The organism is Alcanivorax nanhaiticus (genome assembly GCF_000756665.1).
GTDB classification, from domain to species: domain Bacteria; phylum Pseudomonadota; class Gammaproteobacteria; order Pseudomonadales; family Alcanivoracaceae; genus Alcanivorax; species Alcanivorax nanhaiticus.
Genome location: NZ_ARXV01000016.1, coordinates 55547 through 80148 on the forward strand (window position 1 = coordinate 55547; position 24602 = coordinate 80148).

The 24602-nt window shown below is 59.1% G+C and carries 26 protein-coding genes and 1 riboswitch; of the genes, 7 read left to right on the top strand and 19 right to left on the bottom strand.

Translation table 11 applies throughout. From position 1 onward, the window contains the following. The first annotated feature begins 62 nt into the window (after positions 1-62). Positions 63-617 (top strand): c-type cytochrome, encoded by a 555-nt coding sequence (locus Y5S_RS16085; protein ID WP_065130335.1) that lies wholly within the window; start codon positions 63-65, stop codon positions 615-617. A 73-nt stretch (positions 618-690) separates the two neighbouring features. On the opposite strand, the gene can is transcribed toward Y5S_RS16085, so the two are convergent. Together can and moaA are read right to left on the bottom strand one after the other, a co-directional pair. After that, positions 691-1338: a carbonate dehydratase gene (gene can, locus Y5S_RS16090; protein WP_035234473.1), complete on the bottom strand. Its 648-nt coding sequence runs from the start codon at positions 1336-1338 to the stop codon at positions 691-693. A gap of 53 nt (positions 1339-1391) precedes the next feature. After that, entirely contained in the window at positions 1392-2405 is a 1014-nt protein-coding gene (gene moaA, locus Y5S_RS16095; RefSeq protein ID WP_035234474.1) for a GTP 3',8-cyclase MoaA, read from the bottom strand. Between the two features lie 182 nt (positions 2406-2587). Between moaA and Y5S_RS16100 the strand changes: the two genes are divergently transcribed. Next, entirely contained in the window at positions 2588-3076 is a 489-nt protein-coding gene (locus tag Y5S_RS16100; protein WP_035234475.1) for an FKBP-type peptidyl-prolyl cis-trans isomerase, read from the top strand. 71 nt (positions 3077-3147) lie between these two features. Here Y5S_RS16100 and Y5S_RS16105 read toward each other — a convergent pair whose 3' ends face one another. From Y5S_RS16105 to cbiB, 10 genes are all read right to left on the bottom strand, one after another. Next, the gene (locus Y5S_RS16105) at positions 3148-3819 is read right to left on the bottom strand and encodes a class I SAM-dependent methyltransferase (protein ID WP_035234476.1); all 672 of its coding nucleotides are present in this window, start codon (positions 3817-3819) and stop codon (positions 3148-3150) included. Positions 3820-3941: 122 nt separating this feature from the next. Further along, complete coding sequence (locus tag Y5S_RS16110; protein WP_035234477.1) at positions 3942-5384, bottom strand: cobyric acid synthase; 1443 nt, start codon at positions 5382-5384, stop codon at positions 3942-3944. Between the two features lie 240 nt (positions 5385-5624). Continuing rightward, complete coding sequence (gene cobO / locus Y5S_RS16115; protein ID WP_035234478.1) at positions 5625-6236, bottom strand: cob(I)yrinic acid a,c-diamide adenosyltransferase; 612 nt, start codon at positions 6234-6236, stop codon at positions 5625-5627. 13 nt (positions 6237-6249) lie between these two features. Continuing rightward, on the bottom strand, positions 6250-7560 hold the full coding sequence (locus Y5S_RS16120; protein WP_035234480.1) for a cobyrinate a,c-diamide synthase: 1311 nt from the start codon (positions 7558-7560) through the stop codon (positions 6250-6252). Between the two features lie 20 nt (positions 7561-7580). Beyond that, positions 7581-8345, bottom strand: a complete 765-nt coding sequence (locus Y5S_RS16125) for an ABC transporter ATP-binding protein (RefSeq protein WP_035234482.1) — start codon at positions 8343-8345, stop codon at positions 7581-7583. After that, positions 8345-9322 carry a FecCD family ABC transporter permease gene (locus Y5S_RS16130; protein WP_035234484.1) on the bottom strand — a complete coding sequence of 326 codons (978 nt, stop codon included), beginning with the start codon at positions 9320-9322 and terminating at the stop codon, positions 8345-8347. Before Y5S_RS16130 ends, Y5S_RS16125 begins: the two co-directional genes overlap by 1 nt. Then, the gene (locus Y5S_RS16135; protein ID WP_035234486.1) at positions 9309-10187 is read right to left on the bottom strand and encodes a cobalamin-binding protein; all 879 of its coding nucleotides are present in this window, start codon (positions 10185-10187) and stop codon (positions 9309-9311) included. Before Y5S_RS16135 ends, Y5S_RS16130 begins: the two co-directional genes overlap by 14 nt. Positions 10188-10269: 82 nt before the next feature. Next, the gene (locus tag Y5S_RS16140) at positions 10270-12087 is read right to left on the bottom strand and encodes a TonB-dependent receptor domain-containing protein (protein ID WP_035234488.1); all 1818 of its coding nucleotides are present in this window, start codon (positions 12085-12087) and stop codon (positions 10270-10272) included. A gap of 111 nt (positions 12088-12198) precedes the next feature. Beyond that, positions 12199-12411: riboswitch (cobalamin riboswitch) on the bottom strand. Positions 12412-12494: 83 nt separating this feature from the next. Continuing rightward, positions 12495-13490, bottom strand: coding sequence for a threonine-phosphate decarboxylase CobD (gene cobD, locus Y5S_RS16145; RefSeq protein WP_035234489.1), 996 nt, complete (start codon positions 13488-13490; stop codon positions 12495-12497). After that, on the bottom strand, positions 13487-14407 hold the full coding sequence (gene cbiB, locus Y5S_RS16150; RefSeq protein ID WP_035234490.1) for an adenosylcobinamide-phosphate synthase CbiB: 921 nt from the start codon (positions 14405-14407) through the stop codon (positions 13487-13489). Before cbiB ends, cobD begins: the two co-directional genes overlap by 4 nt. Before the next feature lie 113 nt (positions 14408-14520). Between cbiB and cobT the strand changes: the two genes are divergently transcribed. Both cobT and Y5S_RS16160 read left to right on the top strand, forming a co-directional pair. After that, entirely contained in the window at positions 14521-15579 is a 1059-nt protein-coding gene (cobT, locus tag Y5S_RS16155) for a nicotinate-nucleotide--dimethylbenzimidazole phosphoribosyltransferase (RefSeq protein ID WP_052041661.1), read from the top strand. Position 15580: 1 nt separating this feature from the next. Next, positions 15581-16177, top strand: coding sequence for a histidine phosphatase family protein (locus Y5S_RS16160; protein WP_035234491.1), 597 nt, complete (start codon positions 15581-15583; stop codon positions 16175-16177). Positions 16178-16338: 161 nt separating this feature from the next. Here the strand turns inward: Y5S_RS16160 and cobU are convergent, their stop codons facing one another. Genes cobU through moaB form a run of 5 tightly spaced genes read right to left on the bottom strand, consistent with a single transcriptional unit; the run spans position 16339 to position 19765 of the window. After that, a complete protein-coding gene (gene cobU, locus Y5S_RS16165) occupies positions 16339-16863 on the bottom strand; it encodes a bifunctional adenosylcobinamide kinase/adenosylcobinamide-phosphate guanylyltransferase (RefSeq protein ID WP_035234492.1) in 525 nt (174 codons plus the stop codon). Further along, a complete protein-coding gene (locus tag Y5S_RS16170) occupies positions 16863-17441 on the bottom strand; it encodes a PhnA domain-containing protein (RefSeq protein ID WP_035234493.1) in 579 nt (192 codons plus the stop codon). The genes cobU and Y5S_RS16170 overlap by 1 nt, the downstream gene beginning before the upstream one ends. Positions 17442-17486: 45 nt before the next feature. Continuing rightward, positions 17487-18011 carry a hypothetical protein gene (locus tag Y5S_RS16175; protein ID WP_156107817.1) on the bottom strand — a complete coding sequence of 175 codons (525 nt, stop codon included), beginning with the start codon at positions 18009-18011 and terminating at the stop codon, positions 17487-17489. 12 nt (positions 18012-18023) lie between these two features. Then, positions 18024-19256 (bottom strand): molybdopterin molybdotransferase MoeA, encoded by a 1233-nt coding sequence (locus Y5S_RS16180; protein WP_231552722.1) that lies wholly within the window; start codon positions 19254-19256, stop codon positions 18024-18026. After that, positions 19253-19765, bottom strand: coding sequence for a molybdenum cofactor biosynthesis protein B (moaB, locus tag Y5S_RS16185; RefSeq protein ID WP_035234497.1), 513 nt, complete (start codon positions 19763-19765; stop codon positions 19253-19255). The genes Y5S_RS16180 and moaB overlap by 4 nt, the downstream gene beginning before the upstream one ends. Before the next feature lie 154 nt (positions 19766-19919). On the opposite strand from moaB, the gene Y5S_RS16190 reads away from it, so the two are divergent. Then, positions 19920-21293 carry a cytochrome P450 gene (locus Y5S_RS16190; RefSeq protein ID WP_035234499.1) on the top strand — a complete coding sequence of 458 codons (1374 nt, stop codon included), beginning with the start codon at positions 19920-19922 and terminating at the stop codon, positions 21291-21293. Positions 21294-21431: 138 nt separating this feature from the next. On the opposite strand, the gene Y5S_RS16195 is transcribed toward Y5S_RS16190, so the two are convergent. Then, positions 21432-22262 carry a mechanosensitive ion channel family protein gene (locus Y5S_RS16195; protein WP_035234501.1) on the bottom strand — a complete coding sequence of 277 codons (831 nt, stop codon included), beginning with the start codon at positions 22260-22262 and terminating at the stop codon, positions 21432-21434. A gap of 178 nt (positions 22263-22440) precedes the next feature. On the opposite strand from Y5S_RS16195, the gene Y5S_RS16200 reads away from it, so the two are divergent. Beyond that, on the top strand, positions 22441-23082 hold the full coding sequence (locus tag Y5S_RS16200; RefSeq protein WP_035234503.1) for an MBL fold metallo-hydrolase: 642 nt from the start codon (positions 22441-22443) through the stop codon (positions 23080-23082). A 21-nt stretch (positions 23083-23103) separates the two neighbouring features. After that, positions 23104-23622, top strand: a complete 519-nt coding sequence (locus tag Y5S_RS16205) for a mechanosensitive ion channel domain-containing protein (RefSeq protein ID WP_231552723.1) — start codon at positions 23104-23106, stop codon at positions 23620-23622. A 189-nt stretch (positions 23623-23811) separates the two neighbouring features. On the opposite strand, the gene Y5S_RS16210 is transcribed toward Y5S_RS16205, so the two are convergent. Further along, positions 23812-24495, bottom strand: a complete 684-nt coding sequence (locus Y5S_RS16210) for a hypothetical protein (protein ID WP_035234507.1) — start codon at positions 24493-24495, stop codon at positions 23812-23814. Positions 24496-24602 lie beyond the last annotated feature (107 nt).

The following is a 24602-nucleotide window of genomic DNA, read 5'->3' on the forward strand; positions in this document are numbered from 1 at the left end:
CTACCAGCCATCCGCTTGCCTCACCGGCGATGCTGGCTGGTGTTTCCCGGCAAGGAGATACCATGAAAACCGTACTTGTAACATTGCTCGCACTTGTCGTTCTGGGCCTGGCGGCCGCGGCGGCATTGATGTTCAGCGGCAGCTATAACTTTGCCGCCGACGAGCCCCATTGGGGCATCACCGAAAAGCTCATTGCCAGCGCCCGTCACCACGCCATCGACCGGCGCGCCAGCGAGATCGAGGTACCTGATGACCTGGACAACCCGGCACGACTTCGCCGTGGCGCAGAGCATTATCAGCCCATGTGCGCCGGCTGCCACCTGGCCCCTGGCATGGACGACACGGAACTGCGTGCCGGCCTGTATCCGCAGCCCCCGGCACTGACAGAGCACGGCATCCACAATGCCGCCAGTGCGTTCTGGACCATCAAGCACGGCATCAAGATGAGCGGCATGCCCGCCTGGGGCGCCAGCCATGATGATGAGTCTCTGTGGGACATGGTCGCCTTGCTGAAAACGCTGCCGGGCATGACAGAAGAGGAATGGAAAATATTAACCGGTGGTGATGAAAAATCGGGAACCCCCACAGGCCATGAGCATCATGACCATGCCCACTAAACTACGTTAGTTCTGCCTAACAAAAAGGCCGCATCCCAGTATTGGATGCGGCCTTTTGATTTTCTGCAGCGGCTTAGTTCGAACAGCTGTCGTACTCGTTGTTTTCCAGGGTGCGCAGCTCTTTGTTGCCCTGGATCTGAATGTCCAGATCCTGTAGCACGCCATCACCGATGCCATACACCCAACCGTGGATGGTCAGCTCCTGACCGCGACGCCAGGCCTCCTGAACTACGGTGGTATTGGACACATTGATCACCTGACGGGCCACGTTAAGCTCACACATCTTATCCAGACGCGCTTGGTCATCCGGCAGTTCGGCCAGCTTCTTGCGGTTACGCAGGTACAGTTCACGCACCTGGCGCAGCCAATTGTCGATCAGGCCGTGGGGCTCGTCTTCCATGGACGCTTTCACGCCACCACAGCCGTAGTGCCCCACCACCATGATGTGCTTCACCTTGAGCACATCCACCGCGAATTGCAGCACGGACAGCAGGTTCAGGTCGGTATGATTGACCAGGTTGGCCACATTACGGTGAACAAACAGTTCACCGGGCATCAGGCCCACCACCTCATTGGCCGGTACGCGGGAATCCGCACAACCGATCCACAGGAATTCCGGGCTTTGCTGCTGACCCAGCGCCTCGAAGAAACCCGGATGCTGTTTCTCGATCTCGACACGCCACTTTTGATTATTGGAAAACAGTTCAGGCAGGGTTTTCATGGTCTCTCGCTTATTTCACGCATTCACACTGCATGCAACAGGCATGCATACGGTTAACCACCAGTCATATTCATGAATCGTACCAGTTGCTCACCCTGATCAAGACTGAAGTCATGGCGCTCCGGCTTGATCGCCATGGCGCCAATGATGGCGTCGCGAAGGGGGCCGTCATCGTCCGGGTGAGCGCGAAGCACCGCGCGCAGATCCACGCTGTGCTCATGACCCAAGCACAAGAGCATACGCCCCTCCGCCGTGACCCGCACTCGATTACACAATTCGCAAAAATTTTGGGAATGCGGGGAAATAAAACCGATCCGGCTGTCGCTGCCGGGCACCCGCCAATAACGGGACGGTCCCCCGGTTTTCTCTGCCAGCGGCACCAGATTCAGCCGGGCAGAAAGGTCATCGCGCAATTGCGCGGAGGACACGAATTCAAGGCCACGGTCATGCTCGGTGATCTGACCCAGCGGCATTTCCTCGATAAAGGAGATATCCAGCCCCTTCTCCAGGGCAAAATCCACCAGGGCCGGGACCTCTTGGTGGTTGCGACCGCGCAAGATCACACTGTTCAACTTGATCCGCCGGAAGCCCGCCTGCCGGGCCGCCTCAATCCCCGCCAGCACCTGGTTCAGATCACCGGTCCGGGTCAACTGGCGAAACAAATCCGGATTCAGGGAGTCCAGACTGATGTTGATCCGGTCCAGCCCTGCTGCCTTCAATTCATCGGCATAGCGGTCGAGCCGGGAACCATTGGTGGTCATATTTAGTTCACCAAGCCCCGGGATGGCACCAATATCGTGCACCAATTGCGCCACATCACGGCGCACCAGAGGCTCACCACCCGTCAGCCGGATCTTCCGGACGCCAAGATCCACCAGGACACGAGCAAGGCGTCCCATCTCTTCCAGGGTCAGCACCTGGGCCCGTGGCACAAAGGTCATGTCCTCCGCCATGCAGTACACACAGCGGAAATCGCAGCGGTCAGTCACCGACAGCCGGACGTAATCAATGATGCGCCCAAAACGGTCCTGCAACACTGCAGGCGGGGCTTGATCTGCGCTCTTCATGCCCTCACTTTAGCAAACTGTGGGCCAGAGAAGCGAAAGCCTCACCTGACCACGTTTATCGGTTCCTGACCGCCCCGGTTGGTCAGGCCGGGCGCGCTATTGTTAGAATGTGCGTCTTTACGGGTGTTGCGGCCCCTTTTTGGCCGCCGCATTCCAAATTCATCTACCCCAAAAGGGTTTCCATGCAAATTTCTGAAAACGCCGTAGTGTCCATCCACTACACCCTGACCAACAGCGCCGGCCAGACCATTGATTCCTCCATCGAGCGTGGCGAACCCCTGGCGTACCTGCACGGTGCCGGCAACATCATCCCCGGCCTGGAAAACGCCCTGATCGGCAAGCAGGCTGGCGACAAGCTGGATGTGACCGTTTCCCCGGAAGAAGGTTACGGCGAGCGTCACGAGCAGCTGATTCAGCAAGTGCCGAAGAGCGCTTTCGAGGGCAGCGAAGACAACCTGCAACCAGGCATGCAGTTCCAGGCCCAAACTGAAGCTGGCCCGCGCATCTTCACCATCACCGCTGTAGAAGGCGACGAAGTCACCGTAGACGGCAACCACCCGCTGGCCGGTGAGACCCTGAACTTCGCCGTAGAGATCACCGAAGTGCGTGAAGCCTCTGACGAAGAAAAAGAGCACGGCCACGTACACGGCCCGGGCGGCCACGATCACTGATCGTTGCTAACCCAGCGCCATAAAAAAGGCTCCCTATCGGGAGCCTTTTTTATGGCGCTGGGGACCTGACACTAAATACCAGGAGCCGGACGAACCACACCGCTGAACAGCCCCATGCAGCCGAAAGGCTGCACAGACACGTTATCCAACCGACGTTCCAGTTCCAGCTTCAAGCCATCTAGAGAGTCGTCCTGATTGGAAAACACACCCTTGATGTTATAAAGCTTCATCAACCCTTTCGCCATCATGAAACGCTCTACCCCGCCTTGAAGCAAAGTCGCGCCAAACACCCTTGCCCCGGGATTCATCAACGGCAGGAGATTATCCAGCGCCTTCGCCTTTTCTGGCATGCTGCCAGGCAAACAATGCAGCAACAGATTCATCGCCAGCGAATCAAAACGCTCCCCATTGAATGACTGCGGCTCCAGAACATTGCAGCGTTGCGTTTGCGGTTGAAAGCGCTGAATACGATCCGCGCAGGCAGAAAGGCTGTTCGGGTTCAGGTCCATCAGCACAATGCGCGGCTGTGCAGAAGGAAATAACACCTTGTCCAGGAAATAGCCGGTGCCCACACCCACATCCAGATGATTACTGGTGATGTGTTGCTGGTAGTTAGCCAGCAACGCGCTGGACGGACACTTCCATAACCAGCGACAAGACAAGCCCAACACGGCCTGGTCATAGAGCTTCAAGGTCAACGGCGTGTAGATCGCCTGACCGGCGTGCGCAGCATCCTTGTGCATCATTTTCTCCCTGTTTGTCAGGGCATGAAGTTACAACATGCGTCACTGGAAAGCACTCATCCCTTATCGAGCAACAGAATGCCCCACCTCACCCAAACGAAAGAGGACGTCCTATAGCGCAACTACTGTATTTGCGATAGCAATAGCGTCATATCCATGGAGGCATCAATCATGTCCGCCAGACGGTCAAGATCCTGCTGACGGTGCGCGTCGTAATCCACCGCTGCCGCCGTCCTTAATCCAGCCCACTGCAAGATGCTATCCGCCGCCGGGGCATGATCGAACAGACCATGCAGGTAACACCCCATCACCTGACCATCCGCGCTGATCGCTCCGTCATGGTCATCCCCGAGTCTCAACATCGGGCGGGACAAGGCCGCACCCTCCGTCACCCCGTTGTGGATTTCATAGCCATGAATCGGCGTGTCACTAGGCAGAAAAAGCCCCGTCACGTTGCGCAGCTGCTTGCCAGCCACCAGACGCGTCGACATGGATAACCAGCCGAGCCCCTCACTGCTGCCTGGCTCACTCTCCAGCCCTTCGGGATCATCAATACGCTCACCGAGCATTTGAAACCCGCCACAAATCCCCAGCACCTTACCGCCATAACGCAGGTGCCGTTGGATCTGCTTATCCCATCCTTGCTCACGAAGAAAGGCCAGATCGGCACGGGTCGCCTTGCTGCCGGGTAGAATCACCAGATCCGCCTGCGGCCACGGCTCGCCCATTTTGACAAAGTGCAGATTCACTTTCGGATGCAGACGCAGCGGATCGAAATCATTGTGGTTGCTCATGCGCGGCAACACCGGCACCACCACATTGAGCGACGCTTCTTCATGGTCGCCCTGCTCGTCCACCGCATCTTCCGCATCCAGGGTAAGGCCATGCAGATAGGGCAGCACGCCGAACACCGGTTTTTCAGTGCGCGCTTCCAGCCAGTCGAGCCCACCCTGCAACAAGGACAGGTCGCCACGAAAACGGTTGATGACAAAACCCAGCGTGCGTTGCTGCTCGCTTTCCGGTAACAGATCCAGCGTTCCGACCAGATGCGCAAACACACCGCCACGATCGATATCAGCCACCAGAATCACCGGGCAATCCACCCTCTCGGCAAAGCCCATGTTGGCAATATCGTTGTCACGCAGATTGATTTCGGCAGGGCTGCCCGCACCCTCCACGATGACCACATCGTAGCGGGAGCAGAGCGCCTCCCATGCCGCCAGCACCGCTTCACTGGCAGTCTTTTTATAAGCGTGATAATCCAGCGCCTGCATATTGCCCAGCACCTGGCCGCGAATAATCACCTGCGCACCCATATCGGTTTGCGGCTTCAGCAAGACCGGATTCATGTCGCTATGCGGCTCGATGCCACAGGCCAACGCCTGCAATGCAGTGGACCGACCGATCTCGCCACCATCCACGGTCACCGCACTATTCAGCGCCATATTCTGCGGCTTGAACGGCGCCACCGAATAACCCCGCCGCGCAAACCAGCGACACAGCGCCGCCACCACCGTGCTCTTCCCCGCATCAGAAGTGCAGCCCTGGACCATCAGTGTCAGCATGACCACGACCCGGAGTTGAAAGTGGAAAGTTCAAAGTTGAAACGCGATCCGATGCCTTCCGGAATCACAGCGACGAGGCCGCGCCCAGACAGCAAGCCGCGACCGCAGCCCCGAATAAAGGCAGCGTTTTGCGCATTTTTTATTTTTAAACTTTCAACTTTAAACTTTGAACGTCTCGCCACAACCTCACGCCCATCCATTTCGGGTTTTCGCTGTTAACTATTCACTTTTAACTATTCACTAAAGCTCGACGCCCTTCTGCGCCTTCACTCCCTGATCCTTAAACGCATGCTTCACCACTTTCATTTCGGTCACGGTGTCGGCCAGTTCGATCAGTTCCTTTGGCGCATAGCGCCCGGTGACGACGGCGTGCTGCATGGCGGGGCGATTCTGCAAATCATCCAGCACCCGGTCCAGGTCGATATACTCGTAGCGCAACGCGATGTTCAGTTCGTCCAGCAGCACAAGATCGTAGCTGTCGTCCTGCAGCATGTTGGCGGCAATGTCCCAGGCGGCATTGGCGGCCGCCACATCCCGCTCGCGATCCTGGGTATCCCAGGTATAGCCTTCGCCCATGACGTGATAATCCACGTTGGGCAGATCACGAAAGAACGCTTCTTCGCCGGTGCTGAATGCGCCTTTGATGAATTGCACCACGCCCACTTTCATACCGTGGCCCAATGCCCGGGCCAGCATGCCAAAACCGGAACTGCTCTTGCCCTTGCCGGGACCGGTGAGCACCAGCAAGATGCCCTGCTCCTTGTCCGCATTGGCAATACGTTCACGCATGATTTGCTGCTTCTTTTCCATCCGCCAGGCATGACGCTCCTGACTCTTCGGATCTTGTCTCATTGTCCTGCTCTCGTTACTCGGTGAGGGTACCAGTGAAGATGTGCGCCACCATTTCCGGCGCGGAGGGGAAGTAGCCATGAAAGAAACTGGCCACCAGATTCCCGCTTCGATAAATCGCCTCCCCGCCCGTCCCGGTCTGCTTCTGGCTCTGCCAGGTGGCGGCCAATGGGGTCTCGACGGCGGCATGATGAAAGGTGTGGCCACGCAAGGTGTGGCCTTGCCACGACCAGGCCTGCATCCCCAGCCCCTGCAGTTTTTTCGTCAGTGTGGCGGTGCCCGGCAGTAGTGCCAGCCCCGCGTGCGCCACACCGTCTCCGTCCACCAGTGAGGTCAGGCAGCTCATCAAACCACCGCACTCCGCCAGGATCGGCTTGCCCGCCTGATGATGTGCCTGCACGGCATCACGCATGGGCGCATTGCCCGCCAGCGTCGCCCCATGCAGTTCCGGGTAGCCGCCGGGTAACCACAGGGCATCCACCTCAGGGAGGGTGCTATCCCGTAGCGGCGAAAAGAAGGCCAGTTCCGCGCCCATGGCCTGCAGCAGGTCCAGGTTGGCAGGGTAGAGAAAGGCAAAAGCGGCATCGCGAGCCACGCCGATACGATGCCCCCGTAGCAGGGCCGGTGGTGGCTCCGGAGCCTCGGCACGAAACGTCACCGCCGCCGGCAAGCGGTCAAGCCCGGCCTCCAGCAGCATGTTCGCAGCCTGATCGAGACGCGCATCCAGATCATCAAGTTCACCGGCCTGGACCAGCCCCAGATGTCGCTCCGGCAGATTGAGGGCCTCATCACGGGGCAGGCAGCCGAACAGGGAAAGGGAATCGGGCAGCCCTTCTTTCAATAGCGCGCCGTGCCGTTCACTGGCCACCTGATTGGCGATCACTTCGCTGACGCGCAGATCATCACGGTAGCTGGCCAGCCCCAGCGCCACGGCGCCAAACGTCTGCGCCATGCCCCAGGCATCGATGACCGGGATAGCGGGAATCCCGGCCAGCACGGCCAGATCCGCACTGGACGGCGTGCCATCGAACAAGCCCATGGCGCCCTCCACCAGAATCAGGTCCGCCTCCTGGGCGGCCTCGGCCAGCCGCCAACGACACTCTTGCTCGCCCGTCATCCAGGGCTGCAGCTGATACACCGGTGCGCCGCTGGCCACCTCCAGCACCATCGGGTCCAGATAGTCAGGACCGAACTTGAACACCCGGACCCGCCGCCCGGCATTACGATGCAGACGGGCCAGCGCTGCGGTAACCAGAGATTTGCCCTGCCCGGAGCCGGGGGCACTGATCAGCGCCGCAGGTACCGTGGCAACCAATGGGTTCGACATAATGCTCCCTTGGGAAAAAGTCAGGCCGGCACGAAAACCGGCTTGCCGTTGACGGTGGTCACGGACAGCGACTGGTTATAGAGGCGCTCCAGCACCTCCGGCACCAGCATGGTGTCGGCCGGGCCAAAGCACAGCTCACCATCCGGAAACAGCAACAGGATATGGTCACACCAGCGGGCGGCCAGATTCAGGTCATGCAGACACATGAACACCGCAGCACCCTGCTCTGCCTGCTGATTCAGCAAGGCCATGACAGCCACCTGATGATGTAGATCGAGATGATTGGTGGGTTCATCTGCCAGCCAGATCGCCGGCTGCTGGGTGAGGGCGGTGGCAATGGACACTCGCTGACGCTCACCGCCAGACAAGGTGCTGACCAGCCGATCCTTGAGCAACGACAGAGACAACCGCTCCAGCGCGCCATTGGCAAGGCGCAGATCCTCCGCGCTTTCCCGCTGCCAGGGGGACAGGAAGGGGTGGCGACCAACCAGAGCGGTTTCCAGCACGGTGGCGGGAAAGCTGTCCTGTCGCTCCTGGAACACCACCGCCAGTTTTTGTGCCACCGCCCGGCGCGTCAATCCGCTCAGGGACTGCCCATCCAGCAACACCTCCCCGGAGCGCGCTGGCCGCAACCCGGCCAGGGTATGCAGCAGGGAAGTCTTGCCCGCACCATTGGGGCCGAGCACCCCCCAGCGCTGACCCGGTAGCACACGGGCACTGAACGCATGCCCTCCCTCACGACCCGGGATGTCCACTACCAGATTACGGGCTTCCAGTACCGCCATCAGCGACTCCGGTACAGCAGGAACAGGAAGGTGGGCACACCAAGCAGGGCCGTGATCACCCCCACCGGTAACTGCTCCGGGGCCATCAGGGTCCGCGCCAGGGTGTCGGCCACCGTCAGCAGGGCGCCACCAGCCAACACACTGGCGGGCAGGATCAGACGCTGATCATTGCCCAGTACCAGTCGCAACATGTGCGGCACAATCAAACCGACGAAGCCCACACTGCCTGCCGTGGTCACCGCCACCGCGGTGAGCAGACTGGCCAGGCCATACACGCCCCACTCCAGCGGTTTCACCGCCACGCCCAGTGCCGCCGCTTGCAGCGGCCCCCGGGCCAGCACATTCAGGCTGCGTCCCAGAGGCAAGGTCAGTAACAACACCGGAATCAACACCCACCAGGCTGTCTGCGGTGAATCCGCGTAGCTGAGATCGCCCATCAACCAGTAGAGCATGCCTGGCAGCTTTTCGGTGGGACTCAGTGTCAGCAGAAAGGTGATCACCGCACCCCAGCCCGCGGCAATGACCACGCCGGTGAGCAACAAGCGCGTCGGTGTCCAGCTGCCGCGCCCCTGGGCCAGACCGAACACCAGCACAGTGGATAGCAGCGCCCCCACAAAGGCGGACCCGGACACCATGGCGGTGCCCAACCCCAGCAGCATGGACAACAGCGCGCCCACCGCCGCACCGCCAGAAATACCCAGCACATAAGGGTCCGCCAGCGGGTTGCGCAACAAGACCTGCATCAGGGCACCTGCCAGGGCCAGCAGTCCGCCAGTGGCAAACGCGGACAGGGCCCGCGGCGCGCGCAGCGAATACACCAGTTCCTGGTGCAACCCCTGACCTTGCCCCGCCAGCACCGCCAACAATTCCTGCCACGTTATGGACACGCTGCCCACCGCCAACGCCATCAACAGGCTCAGCACACCGCCAACCGCCAGCAGCAGTAACGCGGGAAGGGAACGACTAGCGACGGGCACGGGCGGTTTCCAGATGCTGGCAAAGGGTACGGGTTCCCGCCAGCATCTTGGTGGTAGGGCGCTGCAGTGTGGACGGCGGCACAAAGAACAGGTTGCCCAGCTCCACCGCCTGCAACGAGGAGAACGCCTTCCAGGGGTCCAGCCAGCCCGGGCTGTCCTCGCCCATGCCGCCAGCCACAATCACCTGGGGATCTTTTTCCAGCACCGCTTCACGACTGATGCGCGGCGCAAGAGAGGGAAGTTCACCAAAGACGTTTACTCCGCCGCAGATGCGAATCGCTTCGCTGATCAGATGCTCATCGTTCACTGTCATCAACGGCTCATCCCAGACCTGATAGAACACAGTGACTGGAGCCATGTTTCCGTACCGCATCTGTAGTGCAGTAATACCAGACTGAAAACCGTCAGCGGCCCCGTCCGCGATAGCGTGAGTGCCGGCCAGCTTGCCGAAACGTTTGATGGTGGAACTGATATCTTCGAAACGACGTGGCTCACTGACATAGACAGTCAATCCCATGTCCATGAGGCGCTCCACCTCACTCATGGGATTGCCACTGCGCCAGGCCACAATCAGGTCCGGCTGAATGGCTACAATCGCTTCCAGATCCAGCCGTTTATAGCTGCCCACTCGAGGCAGCTTTTTTGCCGCCGGCGGATAATCGCTGAAACTCACTGCCCCGGCCATTTGCTCGCCGGCACCGGCCGAAAACAGCAGCTCCGTTGCCCCCGGGGACAGGGCCACAATGCGCTTGGCGGGTTGCGGCACGCACACCTGGCGGTCTGCATCATCCGTAACGCAGAGCTCTGCGTTGGCTGACAATGTCAGTCCCAGCAAGATTGCAGACAGCAGACGGCGCATGTTCATTATTGTCCTTTTACCCGGCGCGAAACACTCGCGACACTCAATCGGTTAATGGCAAGGCGACAACCCACCCTGCCACTCAGGGTTACAGGGTATCGTAGCTGACACTCACCATCACGGAACGCCCGGCATTCAGATAATCCCAACCACTGAAGTTCTGTGCGGTGGTGTATTCCTTGTCCAGTACATTCTCGACCACAACCCGGCCGGTCCAGTTCTTGGCAAACTGCCAACCGGCCCGCAGATCCAGCAATCCGAAGCCGGACAGTCGCTGCGTATTGGTGGTATCATTATAACGATGCCCCTGGAAACTGGCGGTACCACCCAGAGAAAACGGGCCAATCTTGCGATCCACATCAAGCCGGCCCATGCGCTGTGCCCGACGGGCGATGATGTCACCGGTTTCGTCGTCTTCCGGCTTGAGGGCAGAAAATGCCAGCCGCGCACGCCACTGCTGCCATTCCAGCCCCATGGCCAGCTCGGCCCCTTCCACCGTGGCTTTCTCCACATTGCCCGGCGCCATCAACACCGGGTCGTAGCTGATCAGGTCGTCAATATTGCTGCGGTACAGCGCCGCATCCCAGTACCACACGCTGTACTGACCGCGCATGCCAACCTCACCGGTTTCCGAGGATTCCGGCTTCAGGTCGGCGTTGCCAAAACCCGGGTAATAGAGATCGTTGAACGTCGGTGCCTTGAACGCAGTGCCATAACTGGCGCGCACGCGGTGCTGCTGATCCAGCTTGTAACCTACCGCTGCCGCCCCGGTGACCTTGCTGCCAAAGGCGGCGTTATCGTCATGGCGCAAGCTGCCCTGCAGATCCAGCCTGCCAAAAGTGAGCAGTGCCTGACCAAACCCGGCCTTGTTGTCGCGGCGGGTTTCGTCGTAATCGTTATCACTGGTGATTTCATCCGCCTGGTATTCCCCGCCCAGGATGAACTGGTGATTCCCCAGCACGAAGATGTTCTGCAGATTGGCCGTGCGCGTGCGGGTATCGAAGATGCCGTTGCTCTGACCATCGGCAAAATCCTCACTCTCATCTTTTGCCTCGCTGAGCAGGACCTTGGCCTGCCAGCTATCGGTGACCCACACATCGCCTTTCAGCCCCGCCACTTGCAGCAGGTAATCGGTATCGCGCAGATCTTCCGGCGCACCGCCTTCATACTCGCTGTTGCCTTCGGCGCGAAACGCAAAGGCACCGACGCTGCCTGCATCACCAAACTGGTGACGGATTTTGGCAATACCGGAGGTGTTGTCGTAACCACGCTCCTCGCTGTCTTCACGCAGCTCGGTGCCATCGGTATCAAACACATTGGCGCCGACAGTAACGGTGGTGCCGCCATGGCTCAGGGTGCTGCCCGCCCCCAGATTCCAGGTATTGAAAGTGCCGCCGCCAGCATTCAGCCAGGTGCCTTCGTCACGGGTAAACACCTGCACCACGCCACCTACCGCATCGGCGCCGTACAGGCTGCCACGGGGACCGCGAACAATTTCCACCCGCTGCATCATCTGCGGCGGCAGGTACTGCCAGGCCGGGCTGCCCGCCGTGGCGGAACGCAACCGCACCCCATCCACCAGCAGCAAGGTGGCATCACTGGAGGTACCGCGGATAAACACACTGGCATTCTTGCCGAACGAGCCATTGCCGGTGGTGTCGATCCCGGGCTGGCCGCGCAACAGGTCCGCCATGTCCACGGGCTGCTGCTCGCGCAGGGTCTGTTCGTCGACAACGGTCACGGAAGACAGCGACGCATCGGCAGTGCGGCTGGTCAGGGTCGGCGTCACCACCACCGGGTCCAGCATGGCGTATTGCTCGCCCTCTGCGCTCACATCGGAAATCGCTGCCAACGGCAACAGGGAGAAAGTTGCTGCCGCACCGGCAGCCAGAAAACGGAATGTCATGGAAGTGATCCCCTCTGCCGTGCCCACCCGCACGGCCTGGATTTAGCCGCAGCGGACACAACTCGGGGGCAGCGCGAAACGCGCCATTGCTCCCCGCCATCGCCCGCCGCAACGCCTGGTTCCTGTTCGGCCGGTCTCCGGGCTGATGAGCGAGGCCGCGCCTCTCGACAATCGCCTTCCCATGCACAAGGCACAGTGGCACTTCGACTGTCGTTGACTCAATCACCGTTGCGGGGGCAGCGTCGGATTCTTCCAGAAGGATCACCGACTTCCCGTTTAACTCACCCCGTGATCAGGGTGGGCACCGAAAAGGTGGCGCGAAATTACCAATGGTGAGGGGCTTTGGCAAACACTATCGCCCAGTATGAGCAGCGCTCAAGTGGCCATGAATATGTCGACAGTGCGATTCAGACCAGCGCACGGGCAAGACGCTGCCACTGGTCCTCGCTGGCCGGCAAGCCGATGCGCAGGGCGGCGGGCTCTCGAAATTCACGCACCAGGATGCCCTGACGGGCCAGCCTTTCCATGCACAAGAACGCGTCCGCCCGGGGACACCAGGCAAACAGATCACAGGCCCCCGATGAGGAGATCCCGGCGTCCGCGAGCAATGCGGTCAGCCGTTGCCGTGCCTGTCGCAGTCGCCCCTTTTGCTGTTGTTGCCACTGTGTGTCCGCCAGCGCCGAGGCCATCAGAAATCGTGCCGGGTGACTGAGTGCCCAAGGGCCCAGCAGGATCTGCATCTGCTCGCACAGCGCAGGCGGTGCCAACAGCAGCCCGGCACGCGCGCCGGCCAAGCCATAGAACTTGCCCAGCGAACGCAGCACCACCAGCCCCGGCCGATGCGTCTGCGTGACTAACGACACCCCATCACAGGCTTCCATGAACGCTTCGTCCACCACCAGCCAGCCACCCCGACTGGCCAACGCCTTATGCCAGCGCAACAGGGTTTCCCAGGGGAACAGGGTGCCGGTGGGATTGTTGGGGTTGATGCATACCAGCACATCCAGGGAAGGCAAGGCAGCGTCGATGGCCGACTCCGCCAGGGCCACCACCTCATGCCCCTGGCGCGACCAGGCCAGACCATGCTCGGCATAGCCCGGCACTGGCACTCCCACCCGACCGGGCGAGCGCAACCGGGGCAGATTCTGCAGCGCCATCTGGCTACCCGGCACCGGCAGACAACCCGCCTCATCCGGCAGAGACAACACCCGCCGACACACAGCCAGCAACCCATCATCGTCTTCCGGCAACCGCCGCCATACCTCCTCCGGCATGGCCGGCACCGGCCAAGACCAGGGGCTGATGCCCGTGGACAGATCCAGCCAGTCACTGCGGGGAATTCCCCAACGCCTGACGGCCGCATTGAGGCGACCACCGTGGAGGTTGTTCGCTGACAGACTCATGGGCCGGCCACCAGTGCCACAGCCAGCATGGCAACAACCCACAACCCCATACTGCGGCGCACCAAGCGGATGGCTGCATCGATGCTATGGGCACTGGCCTGTTGCCCACAGCCCAACACGGGCTTGTCTTTCCACTCACCGTGATAGCGGGTGGCGCCTCCCAGTCGCACCTGCAGCGCCCCGGCACCAGCGGCCATCACCGGCCCGGCATTGGGGCTGTCGCAAGAGGGAGCTTGCCGCCGCCAGCAGGCCATGGCACCCGAAAAATGCCCGCACAGGGCATAACTGAATGCCGTCAGCCGGGCCGGCAACCAGCCCAGCAGGTCATCCAACCGTGCCGCCACCTTGCCGAACCGTTCAAAACGTGAGGTGCGATAGCCCCACATGGCATCCAGGGTATTCACCAGTCGATGCAACACCGCGCCGGGCAGGCCCGCCACCAGAAACCAGAACAATGACGCAAAAACCGCATCGGCGCCGTTTTCCAACAGGGATTCCGTGGCCGCTTTGGCCACCCCCTCTTCGTCCAGTGCCTCACAATCACGGCTGACCATCCGGGCCACCTGCTCCCGCGCGGTGTGCAGATCGCCCGCCACGAGCGGCTGTTCAACCGCCCGCCCGTGCTCGATCAGACTCCGCCCGCCAATGACCGACCACAGGCCCAGCACCTGAAAACACCAACTCGCCCAACCCGGCAGCCACGCCAGCAGCAACACCACCATCAACATGACGGGCAGGATGACGCACAACAACGCGATTCCACCGGCCACAACACTGCCGCCATGACGGTTACCCCGCTGCTCCAGACAGGCAGCCCAACGGCCCACCACCACCAACGGATGCGCACGACGAGGCTCACCCAGAATGGCATCCAGCAGCAGGGCCACAAGTGCGGCGGATAACAGCGATAACGACACGGTTTTTCCTGACGGTTTCGGCGGCAAACGCCGGGCAGTGTACTTGACACTCCCTGGCCGTGGGCAGAGGATTTGCCGCTTTCCTGCCCCAGCACCGATTTCGGGAGCCCGTCTTGAGTACATATTTTCCCTGGCAAGATGCCATCGCCACCGCCAGCCAGTCGCATCGCCAGAGCGCCCTGGACCATCAGGCACAGCTCACCAAACCGGCGGGCTCATTGGGACAACTGGAGCAGCTTGCCGTCACCCTGGCGTCGCTTCAGCAGACCAACACTCCGGCTGCGGACCGGGTCAGTATTGCCGTCTTTGCCGCCGATCATGGTGTCTGCGCGGAGGGCATCTCGCTGTTTCCCCAGGAAGTCACCGGGCAGATGATTGCCAACTTCGTCACCGGCGGCGCGGCCATCAGTGTCATGGCCCGGGAACTGAATGCCCAACTGGAGGTGATCAATCTGGGCACGGCCACCCCCCCGCCCCTCACCGACGGCGTCATCGATGAGCAGATCGCCCCCGGTACCGCCAACCTTGCCGAGCAGGCGGCCATGTGCGATGCCCAGCTGCAGCAGGCCCTGCTGGCGGGCGACAAGGCCGCCCGGCGCGCCGCCGATAAGGGCAGCCAGCTTTTCATTGCCGGCGAGATGGGTATCGGCAATACCACCAGCGCCAGTGCCCTGGCCTGTGCCCTGCTGGGGGCCGCACCGGCAGCGCTGGCGGGCCCCGGTACCGGGCTGGATAGCAACGGTGTCCAGCGCAAGGTCACCGTGATTGAACGGGCCCTGGCCCGTCACGGCGACGACCCCGCTCCGCTCACCTGCCTCGCCTCCCTGGGCGGTTTCGAAATCGCCGCTATCGCCGGGGCATTCATTGGCTGTGCGGTACGGGGGGTTCCTGTGCTGGTGGACGGTTTCATTGTGTCTGTGGCTGCGCTGGCCGCAGTACGCCTGCGCCCTGAACTGACGGACTGGCTGTTGTATGCCCATCGTTCACAGGAGCCCGGTCACCGGCTGGTGCTGGACGCCCTGAACGCAGAACCGCTACTGGATCTGGGCATGCGCTTGGGGGAAGGCAGCGGTGCCGCTGTGGCGGTACCGCTGCTACGCAGCGCCTGTGCTCTGCACAATCACATGGCCACCTTTGCCGATGCTGGCGTCAGCAACAGCGGGAACGACTGACATGACCACGACGTTTTTCGATCTGATCCGCCACGGCGAGCCAGCCGGCGGCCACAAGTATCGCGGCCATCGGGATGACCCGCTCAGCGAATTGGGCTGGCAGCAAATGCGTGATGCCATTGGCAAAGACGAAGAGTGGGATCACATCCTCACCTCACCGTTGTTGCGCTGTCGCGAGTTTGCCAGCGAGCTTTCGGCACAATTGAAGGTTCCTGTCACTGTCGCAGAGGGCTTCAAGGAAATCTGTTTTGGCGACTGGGAAGGAAAAACTCGCGAACAGGTGGCACAGGAGTATGGCGATCATCAAGCCAACTTCTGGCGCGATGCCGAAAATTATCCGCCACCCAATGCAGAAACCGTTCAGGATTTTTATCAGCGCATCGGTACGGCCTGGCAGCACTGGAGCCAGGAATTGGCAGGACAGAAAGTGCTACTGGTGTGTCACGGTGGGGTGATTCGCATGGTACTGGGACATGTTCTGGGCCTCACCCCCAGCAACGCCATGGCCGGTTTCCATGTGCCTTTTGCCAATCGTTCCCAGGTGCGACTGGATCAAACCGAATTCGGCACACTGAGCTGCCTGGTCTCACACGGCTAGTCGGCTTAGGAGCGCCGCTTGAGGCGCGAACAAACCAGTTTCGAGTTTCGAGAAGCGAGTTTCGAAAACCCAAACATCCAGCCCGGAAGGCTTTGAAGGAGTTTGACTTTCGCGACTCGAAACTCGTTACTCGTTACTCGCTGGCGCTCCTATAGCAGGCGCTACGGCTCGCCTTTGAGCGTCTGGGCAATCCCGGCAACGGTTAACAATACCTTGTCACACCGCCGGGCCAGGGACTGGTTCAACCAGCCCAGTTCATCGGCAAAACGTCGGGTGAGCGGGTCCATGCCAATCGTCCCCAGCCCCACTTCATTGCTGACAATCACCACCAGCCCCGGATAGCTCACCAACGCCGACAGGAAATTGTCGCGCTCGCGGGCAAACACACTGTCACCAGCGTGCAGCAGGTTGCTCACCCACAGACTCATGCAATCTATCAGCAGCGTCGGCGGCGGATTCATCAATGCCTTGCTACGCAGCACGCCGCCCAGTGACAGCGGCTCTTCCTCCAGCCACCATTGCGGCGGGCGGCGCATCTTGTGCACCCGCACCCGCTCCTGCATTTCCGCATCGCCAATGGTCGCTGTGGCCACATACACCACCGGGCCACCCTGGTCTTGTGCCAACCGTTCAGCCTGCTCACTCTTGCCCGAACGAATTCCACCCAGCACCAACGTTGCGGTCATTAATTCTTCTTCACAAACTGGGTAAGAATCACGATACGCTGCCCTTCCACCCGGCCTTCAATCTGCTCCGGGTTGTCATGTACCAGTGAAATATTGCGTACCGCCGTACCGCGCTTGGCGGTAAAATTGGCGCCCTTCACATTCAGATCCTTGATCAGCGTGACAGAATCGCCGGCTTCCAGCACGGCCCCATTACTGTCACGATGCTGAACACCCTGCTCTTCCACGGCACCTTCGCCGGTAGCCTGGGCCCACTCAAGCACATCCTCTTCCAGATACAGCATATCGAGCAGATCCTGCGGCCAGCCCTCGGCGCGCAGTCGAGTGAGCATCCGCCATGCCAGCACCTGAACGGCCGGCTGTTGGCTCCACATGCTGTCATTCAGGCAGCGCCAATGGTTCGCGTCCTCATTGCCCGGGTTATCAATCTGGTACTGGCAGGCCTCACACAACAAGGCGGATTGTTCCGCAGTTCCATCCGATGTTGGCGGTACCGGATACACGCTCAGGCCGCTGGCCGCACCACATAATTCGCACTTGGAGTCAGCACGAGCCAACAGCGCAGATTCAAGAGTCATAATACAAATCCTTTAAGCTTTAGAAGCGAATGAGGCAAGAAGTTATCAGATCGCCGAATAAAGACGCGAAACACACTCCATTACATAAACGGTTTCCCTGTCTCGATAATCACCCCCGCGATAGCTCGGCGGTTCGGCAAAGGTATAAGTAATCGCCTGAATGGGCAGGTGAATCTGTTCATCAGCGGCAACCGAATACATGTGTTCTTCATCCCGACGATCTCCGCTGCCACTCACTCCGGAAACGAGTCGCCGATACTCGACAGGAAACACTACGAGCCCCTCACCTCCTCGATTCTGAACATAGCTTCCCGCACCATAAAACAACCATCCATGCTGCTGCTCCTTGGGGAAAAGCAGCACCCCAACCTGATAGCTGTCACAATCACTCACCTGGTAGACCATGGGAAAGAAACGCCCAGCCCCCAGACACAGAGCAGGAACAACGAAAACAGATGCCGCCATGGCGACCCACTTTTTCTTGCGCAAAAAGAAAATAATAGCGCCCCAGAAAAGCGCCATTGATGCAGCAATGGCAAGCAAGAAGAACGTCATAGACGAAACAATCATTCCATTGAACCTTTAAAGCAAATCGGCAAAGGAGAAATAATCCAGCTCATCTCCGGGAAAGACTGTTTCATTCACAGGCACCACCGCAAGACCATCTGCCCAGACAGCGGAACTGAGCATTCCCGAGCTCTGATTGGGGTGTTTTTCCAACACCAGCGATTGCTGGCCGGGAACACACCGCACTCGCAGGTATTCCTGTCGCTTACCGGGCTTGCTGATGGAAAACTTCGCCGGCAAAGGCACAGGTTCCGGAAGTACCTTTTCCAGACCGCAAGCACGTCGCAGGGTTGGCAGTACCAGCATTAGATAGCACACCAATACCGCAGAGGGGTTGCCGGGCAAACCGAAGAACGGCAATCCGTCCACTTCACCAAAGGTAAAAGGCTTACCGGGCTTGATCGCAAGGCGCCAGAAATCCAGTCTGCCGTGTGTCTCAAGCACTGCTCGCAGGTGATCCTCTTCCCCAACCGAAACGCCACCGGTAGAAATAATCACGTCAGGGCGCTGCTGAGGATCAGTCAGATAACGCGTCAGTGCATTGCGGATTAATTCGGGGGCATCCGGCAGATGCTCCCGCAGCACATTCGGGAAGCCACTCTGGATCAGCAGCTGCTCCAGCTGGGGGCCATTACTGTCGTAAATCTTGCCCGGCTGCGGTGCCTCTTCCGGCTTCTGAAGCTCATCGCCCGTGGTCAGTACGAGAATACGTGGCGCATTGATGGTCACGCGGGATTCGCCCACTGACGCGATCAGCCCCACCGCTTGCGGAGTTAATCGCTCTCCTCGCTCAATGACCGCATCATTGCGACGGGCATCCTGACCGGCGGGACGGATATTATCACCAGCCTTGACGCTGTCCTTACCCGGCAAGCGCACACGGCCATCCGCAATTTCACAGTCTTCCTGCATCAGCACGGTGTCAGCACCCGACGGTACCGGCGCACCCGTAAAAATCCGTGCCACCTGGCCGGGCATCAAGGTAGCAGGCGGGTCACCCGCCGCTACACGCAAATGCATCGGCAGCGTTAGCCCGGGCTCATCCAGATCGTCATAGCGCAATGCCACACCATCCACCGCCGCATTATCGAAGGCCGGCACGTCTACACGGGCCTGCACCGGGCTTGCCAAATATTGTCCTCGGGCGTCATTCAGGGAAATATCCTGAACCGCCTTAAATGGCTTGGCTGCCGCCAGAAGCCGCTCGAGGGCCTCGGCCACGGGCATTAGCGGGCGCGGCGCACTCACCGTCTGACCTGCCCGACAAAATTACAGGGACGATGCCGGGCGTCCAGCTGCTCCTGAATGATGCGATCCCAACCAGTAGCACAGGCATTATTGGAGCCCGGCAGACAAAAAATCACCGTACGGTTGGCCAACCCGGCAAGGCAACGGGACTGTACCGTGGAGGTACCGATGTCCTCCACACTGACCTGACGAAACAACTCCCCAAACCCTTCGATATGCTTGTCGAACAGTACCGACAACGCTTCCGGGGTAGAGTCTCGGCCCGAAAAACCGGTACCGCCAGTGGTCAAGATTCCCTGCACTTCCTCATCGGCAATCCAGTCCGACACCACCTTGCGCAGCTGGTAAACGTCATCTTTGACAATCTGCCGTCTCACCAAACGGTGCCCTGCACCCTCCAGTCGAGCGACCAGTAAATCACCGGAGGTATCCGTTTCCGGGGTACGGGTGTCACTGACGGTAAGCACCGCCAGGGCCAGTGGCTCGAATTGCGCCGCAGGCTTGGTCATATCAGGTCTCCTTGTTATCGCTCTGATACTAACACGGCAACTGCCCGGCGGCTGGGCAGAACAGCACGAATTGACCGTGGCCGACAGCCCCCTGTTCTGTCTGGCACAGCAGGGGTAAATTCAATCTATACATTATGTTTATCCGGAGAACGACATGAATCGTATGGAAAGCGCCCAGCAAGAGGCTAACCTGCTCCCCCGCATGCCCCAGCGTCACCTGGAAGATATCCCCGGTGATTATGGCTGGCCACTGCTAGGCGAGACGATTCCGTTCCTCAAGGACTACCACAAGCTGGTGACCGACCGGGCGAAAAAGTATGGCCTGGTATTCAAGGGCTCGGTCCTGTTCCAGCGCGGCGTGACCCTGCTCGGCCCGGAAGCCAACGAGTTTGTGCTCAAGGATCCGGATCACGTGTTTTCCAGCCGTGCCGCCTGGAACCCGATTCTGGAAAAGCTGTTCACCGACGGCCTGATGTTGCGGGATTTTGCCGACCACAAGTTCCACCGCCGCATCATGCAACAGGCGTTCAAGAAGCCCGCGCTGGCCAGCTATCTGGATCGCATGAATGCGCACATCGGCAACGAGATTCAGCACTGGCCCACCGGCACGGAGATCAAGTTTCTCGACCACATCAAGACACTACTGCTGGACGTAGGCGCGCAGATTTTCTTTGGTCTGGAAATGGGCCCGGAATCGGACAAGGTCAACCAGTCCTTTATCGACGCCACCGAAGCATCACTGGCGGTTCTGCGGGTCGAGATCCCTGGCACCCTCTGGTACCGCGGCATGAAGGGACGCCGCTACCTGGAAAACTTTGTCACCGGCCTGATTCCGGAAAAGCGCAACAGCGACCAGAGCGACTTTTTCAGCGAGTTGTGCAAGGCCGCCGACGAGGAAGGCGGGCTCAGTGACCGCGATGTGATGAACCACATGATCTTCCTGTTGTTCGCTGCCCACGACACCACTACCAGCACTCTATGTTCGGTCATCTACATGCTCGCGAAACATCCGGAGTGGCAGGACATTCTGTTCGAAGAAATGCAGTCTCTGGATAAGGATGCCCTGGACTATGATGACCTGGGCAAACTGGAAAAAACCGGATGGATATTCAAGGAAACTCTACGCATGCGTCCGCCGCTGACCACCTTCCCGCGCCGTACCGTTAAGGACGTGACCTTCCAGGGCTATACCCTGCCACGCAACACCCTGGTGAACGTATCCACACTCTATACCCACTACATGGAAGAGTACTGGAGCCACCCGCACAGGTTTGATCCGGAACGCTTCAGCGACGAACGCGCCGAGCACAAACAGCACTTCTATCAGTGGCTCCCCTTCGGCGGCGGCCACCATAAATGCCTGGGCTTGAACTTCGCCGAACTGCAGACCAAGACCTTCCTGTTCCATTTCCTGAAACAGTACAAGGTCAGCGTCAAACCCGGCTACGAAGTCCCCACCCAGCAAGTCCCACTGATCATGCCGAAGGACGGGTTGCCGGTAACGATCGAGAAACGAGTTGCAAGTTAAAAGTTTCAAGTTGCAACGCGATCATCCCCGTCCTTCTTGAAACGCAAGAGGCCGCGCCCATAGGCTGGGCGCGGCCTCTTACCTTCAATAACCGTGAACCCTAATCCGCGTTGCAACTTGCCTCTTGCAACTTGCTCCTCATGACTGCTGAAACAAATGCACATCCCGCTGCGGGAACGGGATGGTGATCCCTGCCTTGTCGAAGGCGTATTTCACCTGCTCGAACAAGCCGAAATACACCGGCCAGTAATCTTCCGAATTCACCCAGACACGAGTCAGCATATTGATGCTGCTGTCTGCGTGGGCAGAAACAAAGATATTTGGCACAAAGGCACCATCGGTCAGAATACGGTCATCGCTATCAATCACCGATTGAATCGCCGCCCTTGCCTCTTCGATACTGTCTCCGTAACTGATACCGAACTCGATATCGACCCGCCGCTGTGGCTCACAGAAAACATTCTTGATACAGCCATTGGACATCAACCCGTTGGGGATCACGATACGCTGGTTATCGTAGGTGATCAGGATGGTGGTGAAGATCTGGATATCATGCACCTTGCCCATGTGCCCCTGGGCTTCGATGATGTCACCCACCCGGTAGGGCTTGAAGAACAGGATTAATACCCCGCCAGCCAGATTGCCCAGGCTACCCTGCAACGCCAGTCCCACAGCAAGGCCGATGGCACCCAGCATGGCAATAAAGGAGGTCGTTTCGATCCCCACCATACCGGCTACGGCTACCAGCAGCAGGATCTTCAGTAACACATCCACCAAACTGGTAAGAAACTTCTGCAAAGACGTATCGATGGCCTGATGCCCCAACACCTTGCCCAGCCCCTTACCAATTCGTTTGATGATCCAGAAACCGACAATCAGGGTAATGATCGCCAGCACCACCTTGGGCAGATAGGTCATACCCAGCTCAATCGCCTTATCCAGATAAGGCTGGATCTGTTCCATTTCCATCGTTCCTTCCTTAGACGTCATATTTAAAGACCCCTAAAATAGCACTCCGGTGGTTACCGCAACCCCCCTCCCAGGTCTGAATTTGCAAATATTTTTACTTGTCTGGACATGCAGGCCGGCATGCAGGAAAGCTATACTGCCGCCACAGCCACAAACCGATACAAGCCGACTGACTGCCATGAAATATGCCATCCTGCCTGTTACCCAGTTCCAGCAGAACTGCTCCTTCCTGAAATGCGAAGCCACCAACAAGGTGGCCATCGTCGATCCGGGCGGGGATCTGGACAAGATTCTCGAAGCCCTCAAGCAAGTAGGCGGAACCCCGGAAAAGATACTGGTGACCCATGCCCATCTGGATCATGTGGGGGCCGTGGCTGAGCTGGCAGAGGCGTTGGGCCTGCCTATTGAGGGCCCGCACAAGGATGACCAGTTCTGGATCGACATGCTGCCCCAGCAGGCACAGATGATGGGGTTCCCCCCTTCAAAGCCGTTCACCCCGGATCGCTGGCTGAAAGATGGCGACAGCATCACTGTGGGTGACACACAGTTCGAAGTGCGCCATTGCCCCGGCCACACACCCGGCCATGTGGTGTTCTATCAACCGGAAAGCAAGCTGGTGGTGGTAGGTGATGTGCTATTCAACGGCTCCATTGGCCGCACCGATTTTCCCAAGGGAGATTTCGACACCCTGATCAATGCCATCAAGGACAAGCTGCTGACACTGGATGACGATGTATCGTTCATCCCAGGCCACGGCCCCATGTCCACCATTGGCCATGAGCGACTCAACAACCCCTTTGTTTCTGGCAAGCACGGCTAACACACTATGGAATCGATTGGCATGAAATGGCTGCTGACCGCAGTCATTCTGGTATTGGCCTGGGCACTTTCTGCATTGTTGCGTGGCATCACCACACGACTGGGACGTCGCCGAGAATACAGCCGGGCACGCATCTTCCAGACCGCAGTGGTGATCAACACCGCCTGCCTGATAATCAGTCTGATTGCCACTGGGGTGTTGTGGGGGCTGAACGGTGATGGCCTGATGGTCTTTGCCACCTCACTGATGGCCCTGCTTGGTGTCGCCCTGTTTGCCAGCTGGTCCATGCTCAGCAATGCCACTGCCGCCATCATTCTGTTTTTCAGTGCGCCCTACCGGGTAGGGGACCGTATTCGTCTGCTGGACGGGGACAACACCGTCACCGGACAGATACGTCACATGGGCCTGATCTTTATCACCATTCAGGATGAGCTGGGGCATCGCTATACCCTGCCCAATAATCTGCTATTGCAAAAAACCGTGATCCGTCTGAAGAACGACACTTTGCCAAGAGATCAGAAACACATGCGGGCAGATTGAGGGGGTGCAAGTTACAAATTGCAAGTTTCAACGCGGGCAAAGTTGATTTTCTCCTGAAATGTTAGAGGCCGCGCTCAGATGATGGGCGCGGCCTCCAAGCTTTAAGAGGCTGTAAAACGCTGTCGCGTTGCAACTTGAAACTTGAAAGTTGCTCCTCGCAGCTCGTAGCTCGTAGCTCGTAGCTGATTTTCACATCCGATACCCAAGACTCAGCATGTACTGCGTGCCTTCATAAGGAAAATCGGCGATAGCATCATTGAAATCTATCTCCACCGCCTGCTCGCGCACAACAACCCCGAACTCCGCATTATTGGTCAGAGTAAAGATCAAGCCAGCCGAACCATAAGCGCCATACCCAAAACTGGTATCACGCTCATCACCGTTGATCACGACGGTACTGCTGAGAGGCTGCGGCAGGGTGTCGGGCTTGTCCTGCTTCAAGGACGCGACCAGTAACATCGGCCCACCAGAGAGATAAACACGCGCATGCTGCCCTAACCGCACATCGCCATAAGCCCCCAGCAAGGTGCCAAACACCAGTAATTCATTATCCACCTTGATATTGATCGTGGTACCGCCGTCCACCACTCCGGAATAGCTGACCCGGTCATTCTGCCAGCTGATCAGCGCACCACCTTCATAGCCGTACCTGAAACGGTCACCGCCCAGGACCCGCTGCACGCCACCGGTAAACAAGGGTAGATCGTCATACTTCCCGTCCAGAGTCTCGCCATCCACCTGAATAGAGGTCTGCTCATCCTTCAGCATCAACTGCCCCATCTGCAAAAAAGCAAATTGCAGCGGCTCAGCCACAACGGGCTGCCATGGCAACAGGGAAAGCACGATGATCGCTCCGCTGATTCGTTGTCTCATGATCGCTTCTCTCTGGTTGTCTTTCCCGGAGCATAGCCCATCTTGAAGACAGGATGCAGGAACCGGTTACGACCCGCGCAAGAGTTCGGTAAAGTAGCCACATTGAA

Bases quoted from the DNA above. Each gene is read 5' to 3' on its own strand.
- Y5S_RS16085 (WP_065130335.1), top strand. From the start codon at position 63: ATGAAAACCGTACTTGTAACATTGCTCGCACTTGTCGTTCTGGGCCTG.
- cobO (WP_035234478.1), bottom strand. From the start codon at position 6,236: ATGAGACAAGATCCGAAGAGTCAGGAGCGTCATGCCTGGCGGATGGAA.
- Y5S_RS16195 (WP_035234501.1), bottom strand. From the start codon at position 22,262: ATGGAAATGGAACAGATCCAGCCTTATCTGGATAAGGCGATTGAGCTG.
- Y5S_RS16210 (WP_035234507.1), bottom strand. From the start codon at position 24,495: ATGAGACAACGAATCAGCGGAGCGATCATCGTGCTTTCCCTGTTGCCA.
- Y5S_RS16100 (WP_035234475.1), top strand. From the start codon at position 2,588: ATGCAAATTTCTGAAAACGCCGTAGTGTCCATCCACTACACCCTGACC.
- Y5S_RS16110 (WP_035234477.1), bottom strand. From the start codon at position 5,384: ATGCTGACACTGATGGTCCAGGGCTGCACTTCTGATGCGGGGAAGAGC.
- cobU (WP_035234492.1), bottom strand. From the start codon at position 16,863: ATGACCGCAACGTTGGTGCTGGGTGGAATTCGTTCGGGCAAGAGTGAG.
- moaB (WP_035234497.1), bottom strand. From the start codon at position 19,765: ATGACCAAGCCTGCGGCGCAATTCGAGCCACTGGCCCTGGCGGTGCTT.
- Y5S_RS16170 (WP_035234493.1), bottom strand. From the start codon at position 17,441: ATGACTCTTGAATCTGCGCTGTTGGCTCGTGCTGACTCCAAGTGCGAA.
- Y5S_RS16190 (WP_035234499.1), top strand. From the start codon at position 19,920: ATGAATCGTATGGAAAGCGCCCAGCAAGAGGCTAACCTGCTCCCCCGC.
- Y5S_RS16135 (WP_035234486.1), bottom strand. From the start codon at position 10,187: ATGAACATGCGCCGTCTGCTGTCTGCAATCTTGCTGGGACTGACATTG.
- Y5S_RS16120 (WP_035234480.1), bottom strand. From the start codon at position 7,560: ATGTCGAACCCATTGGTTGCCACGGTACCTGCGGCGCTGATCAGTGCC.
- Y5S_RS16125 (WP_035234482.1), bottom strand. From the start codon at position 8,345: ATGGCGGTACTGGAAGCCCGTAATCTGGTAGTGGACATCCCGGGTCGT.
- Y5S_RS16200 (WP_035234503.1), top strand. From the start codon at position 22,441: ATGAAATATGCCATCCTGCCTGTTACCCAGTTCCAGCAGAACTGCTCC.
- Y5S_RS16140 (WP_035234488.1), bottom strand. From the start codon at position 12,087: ATGACATTCCGTTTTCTGGCTGCCGGTGCGGCAGCAACTTTCTCCCTG.
- cobD (WP_035234489.1), bottom strand. From the start codon at position 13,490: ATGAGTCTGTCAGCGAACAACCTCCACGGTGGTCGCCTCAATGCGGCC.
- can (WP_035234473.1), bottom strand. From the start codon at position 1,338: ATGAAAACCCTGCCTGAACTGTTTTCCAATAATCAAAAGTGGCGTGTC.
- Y5S_RS16205 (WP_231552723.1), top strand. From the start codon at position 23,104: ATGAAATGGCTGCTGACCGCAGTCATTCTGGTATTGGCCTGGGCACTT.
- Y5S_RS16105 (WP_035234476.1), bottom strand. From the start codon at position 3,819: ATGCACAAGGATGCTGCGCACGCCGGTCAGGCGATCTACACGCCGTTG.
- moaA (WP_035234474.1), bottom strand. From the start codon at position 2,405: ATGAAGAGCGCAGATCAAGCCCCGCCTGCAGTGTTGCAGGACCGTTTT.
- Y5S_RS16160 (WP_035234491.1), top strand. From the start codon at position 15,581: ATGACCACGACGTTTTTCGATCTGATCCGCCACGGCGAGCCAGCCGGC.
- Y5S_RS16175 (WP_156107817.1), bottom strand. From the start codon at position 18,011: ATGATTGTTTCGTCTATGACGTTCTTCTTGCTTGCCATTGCTGCATCA.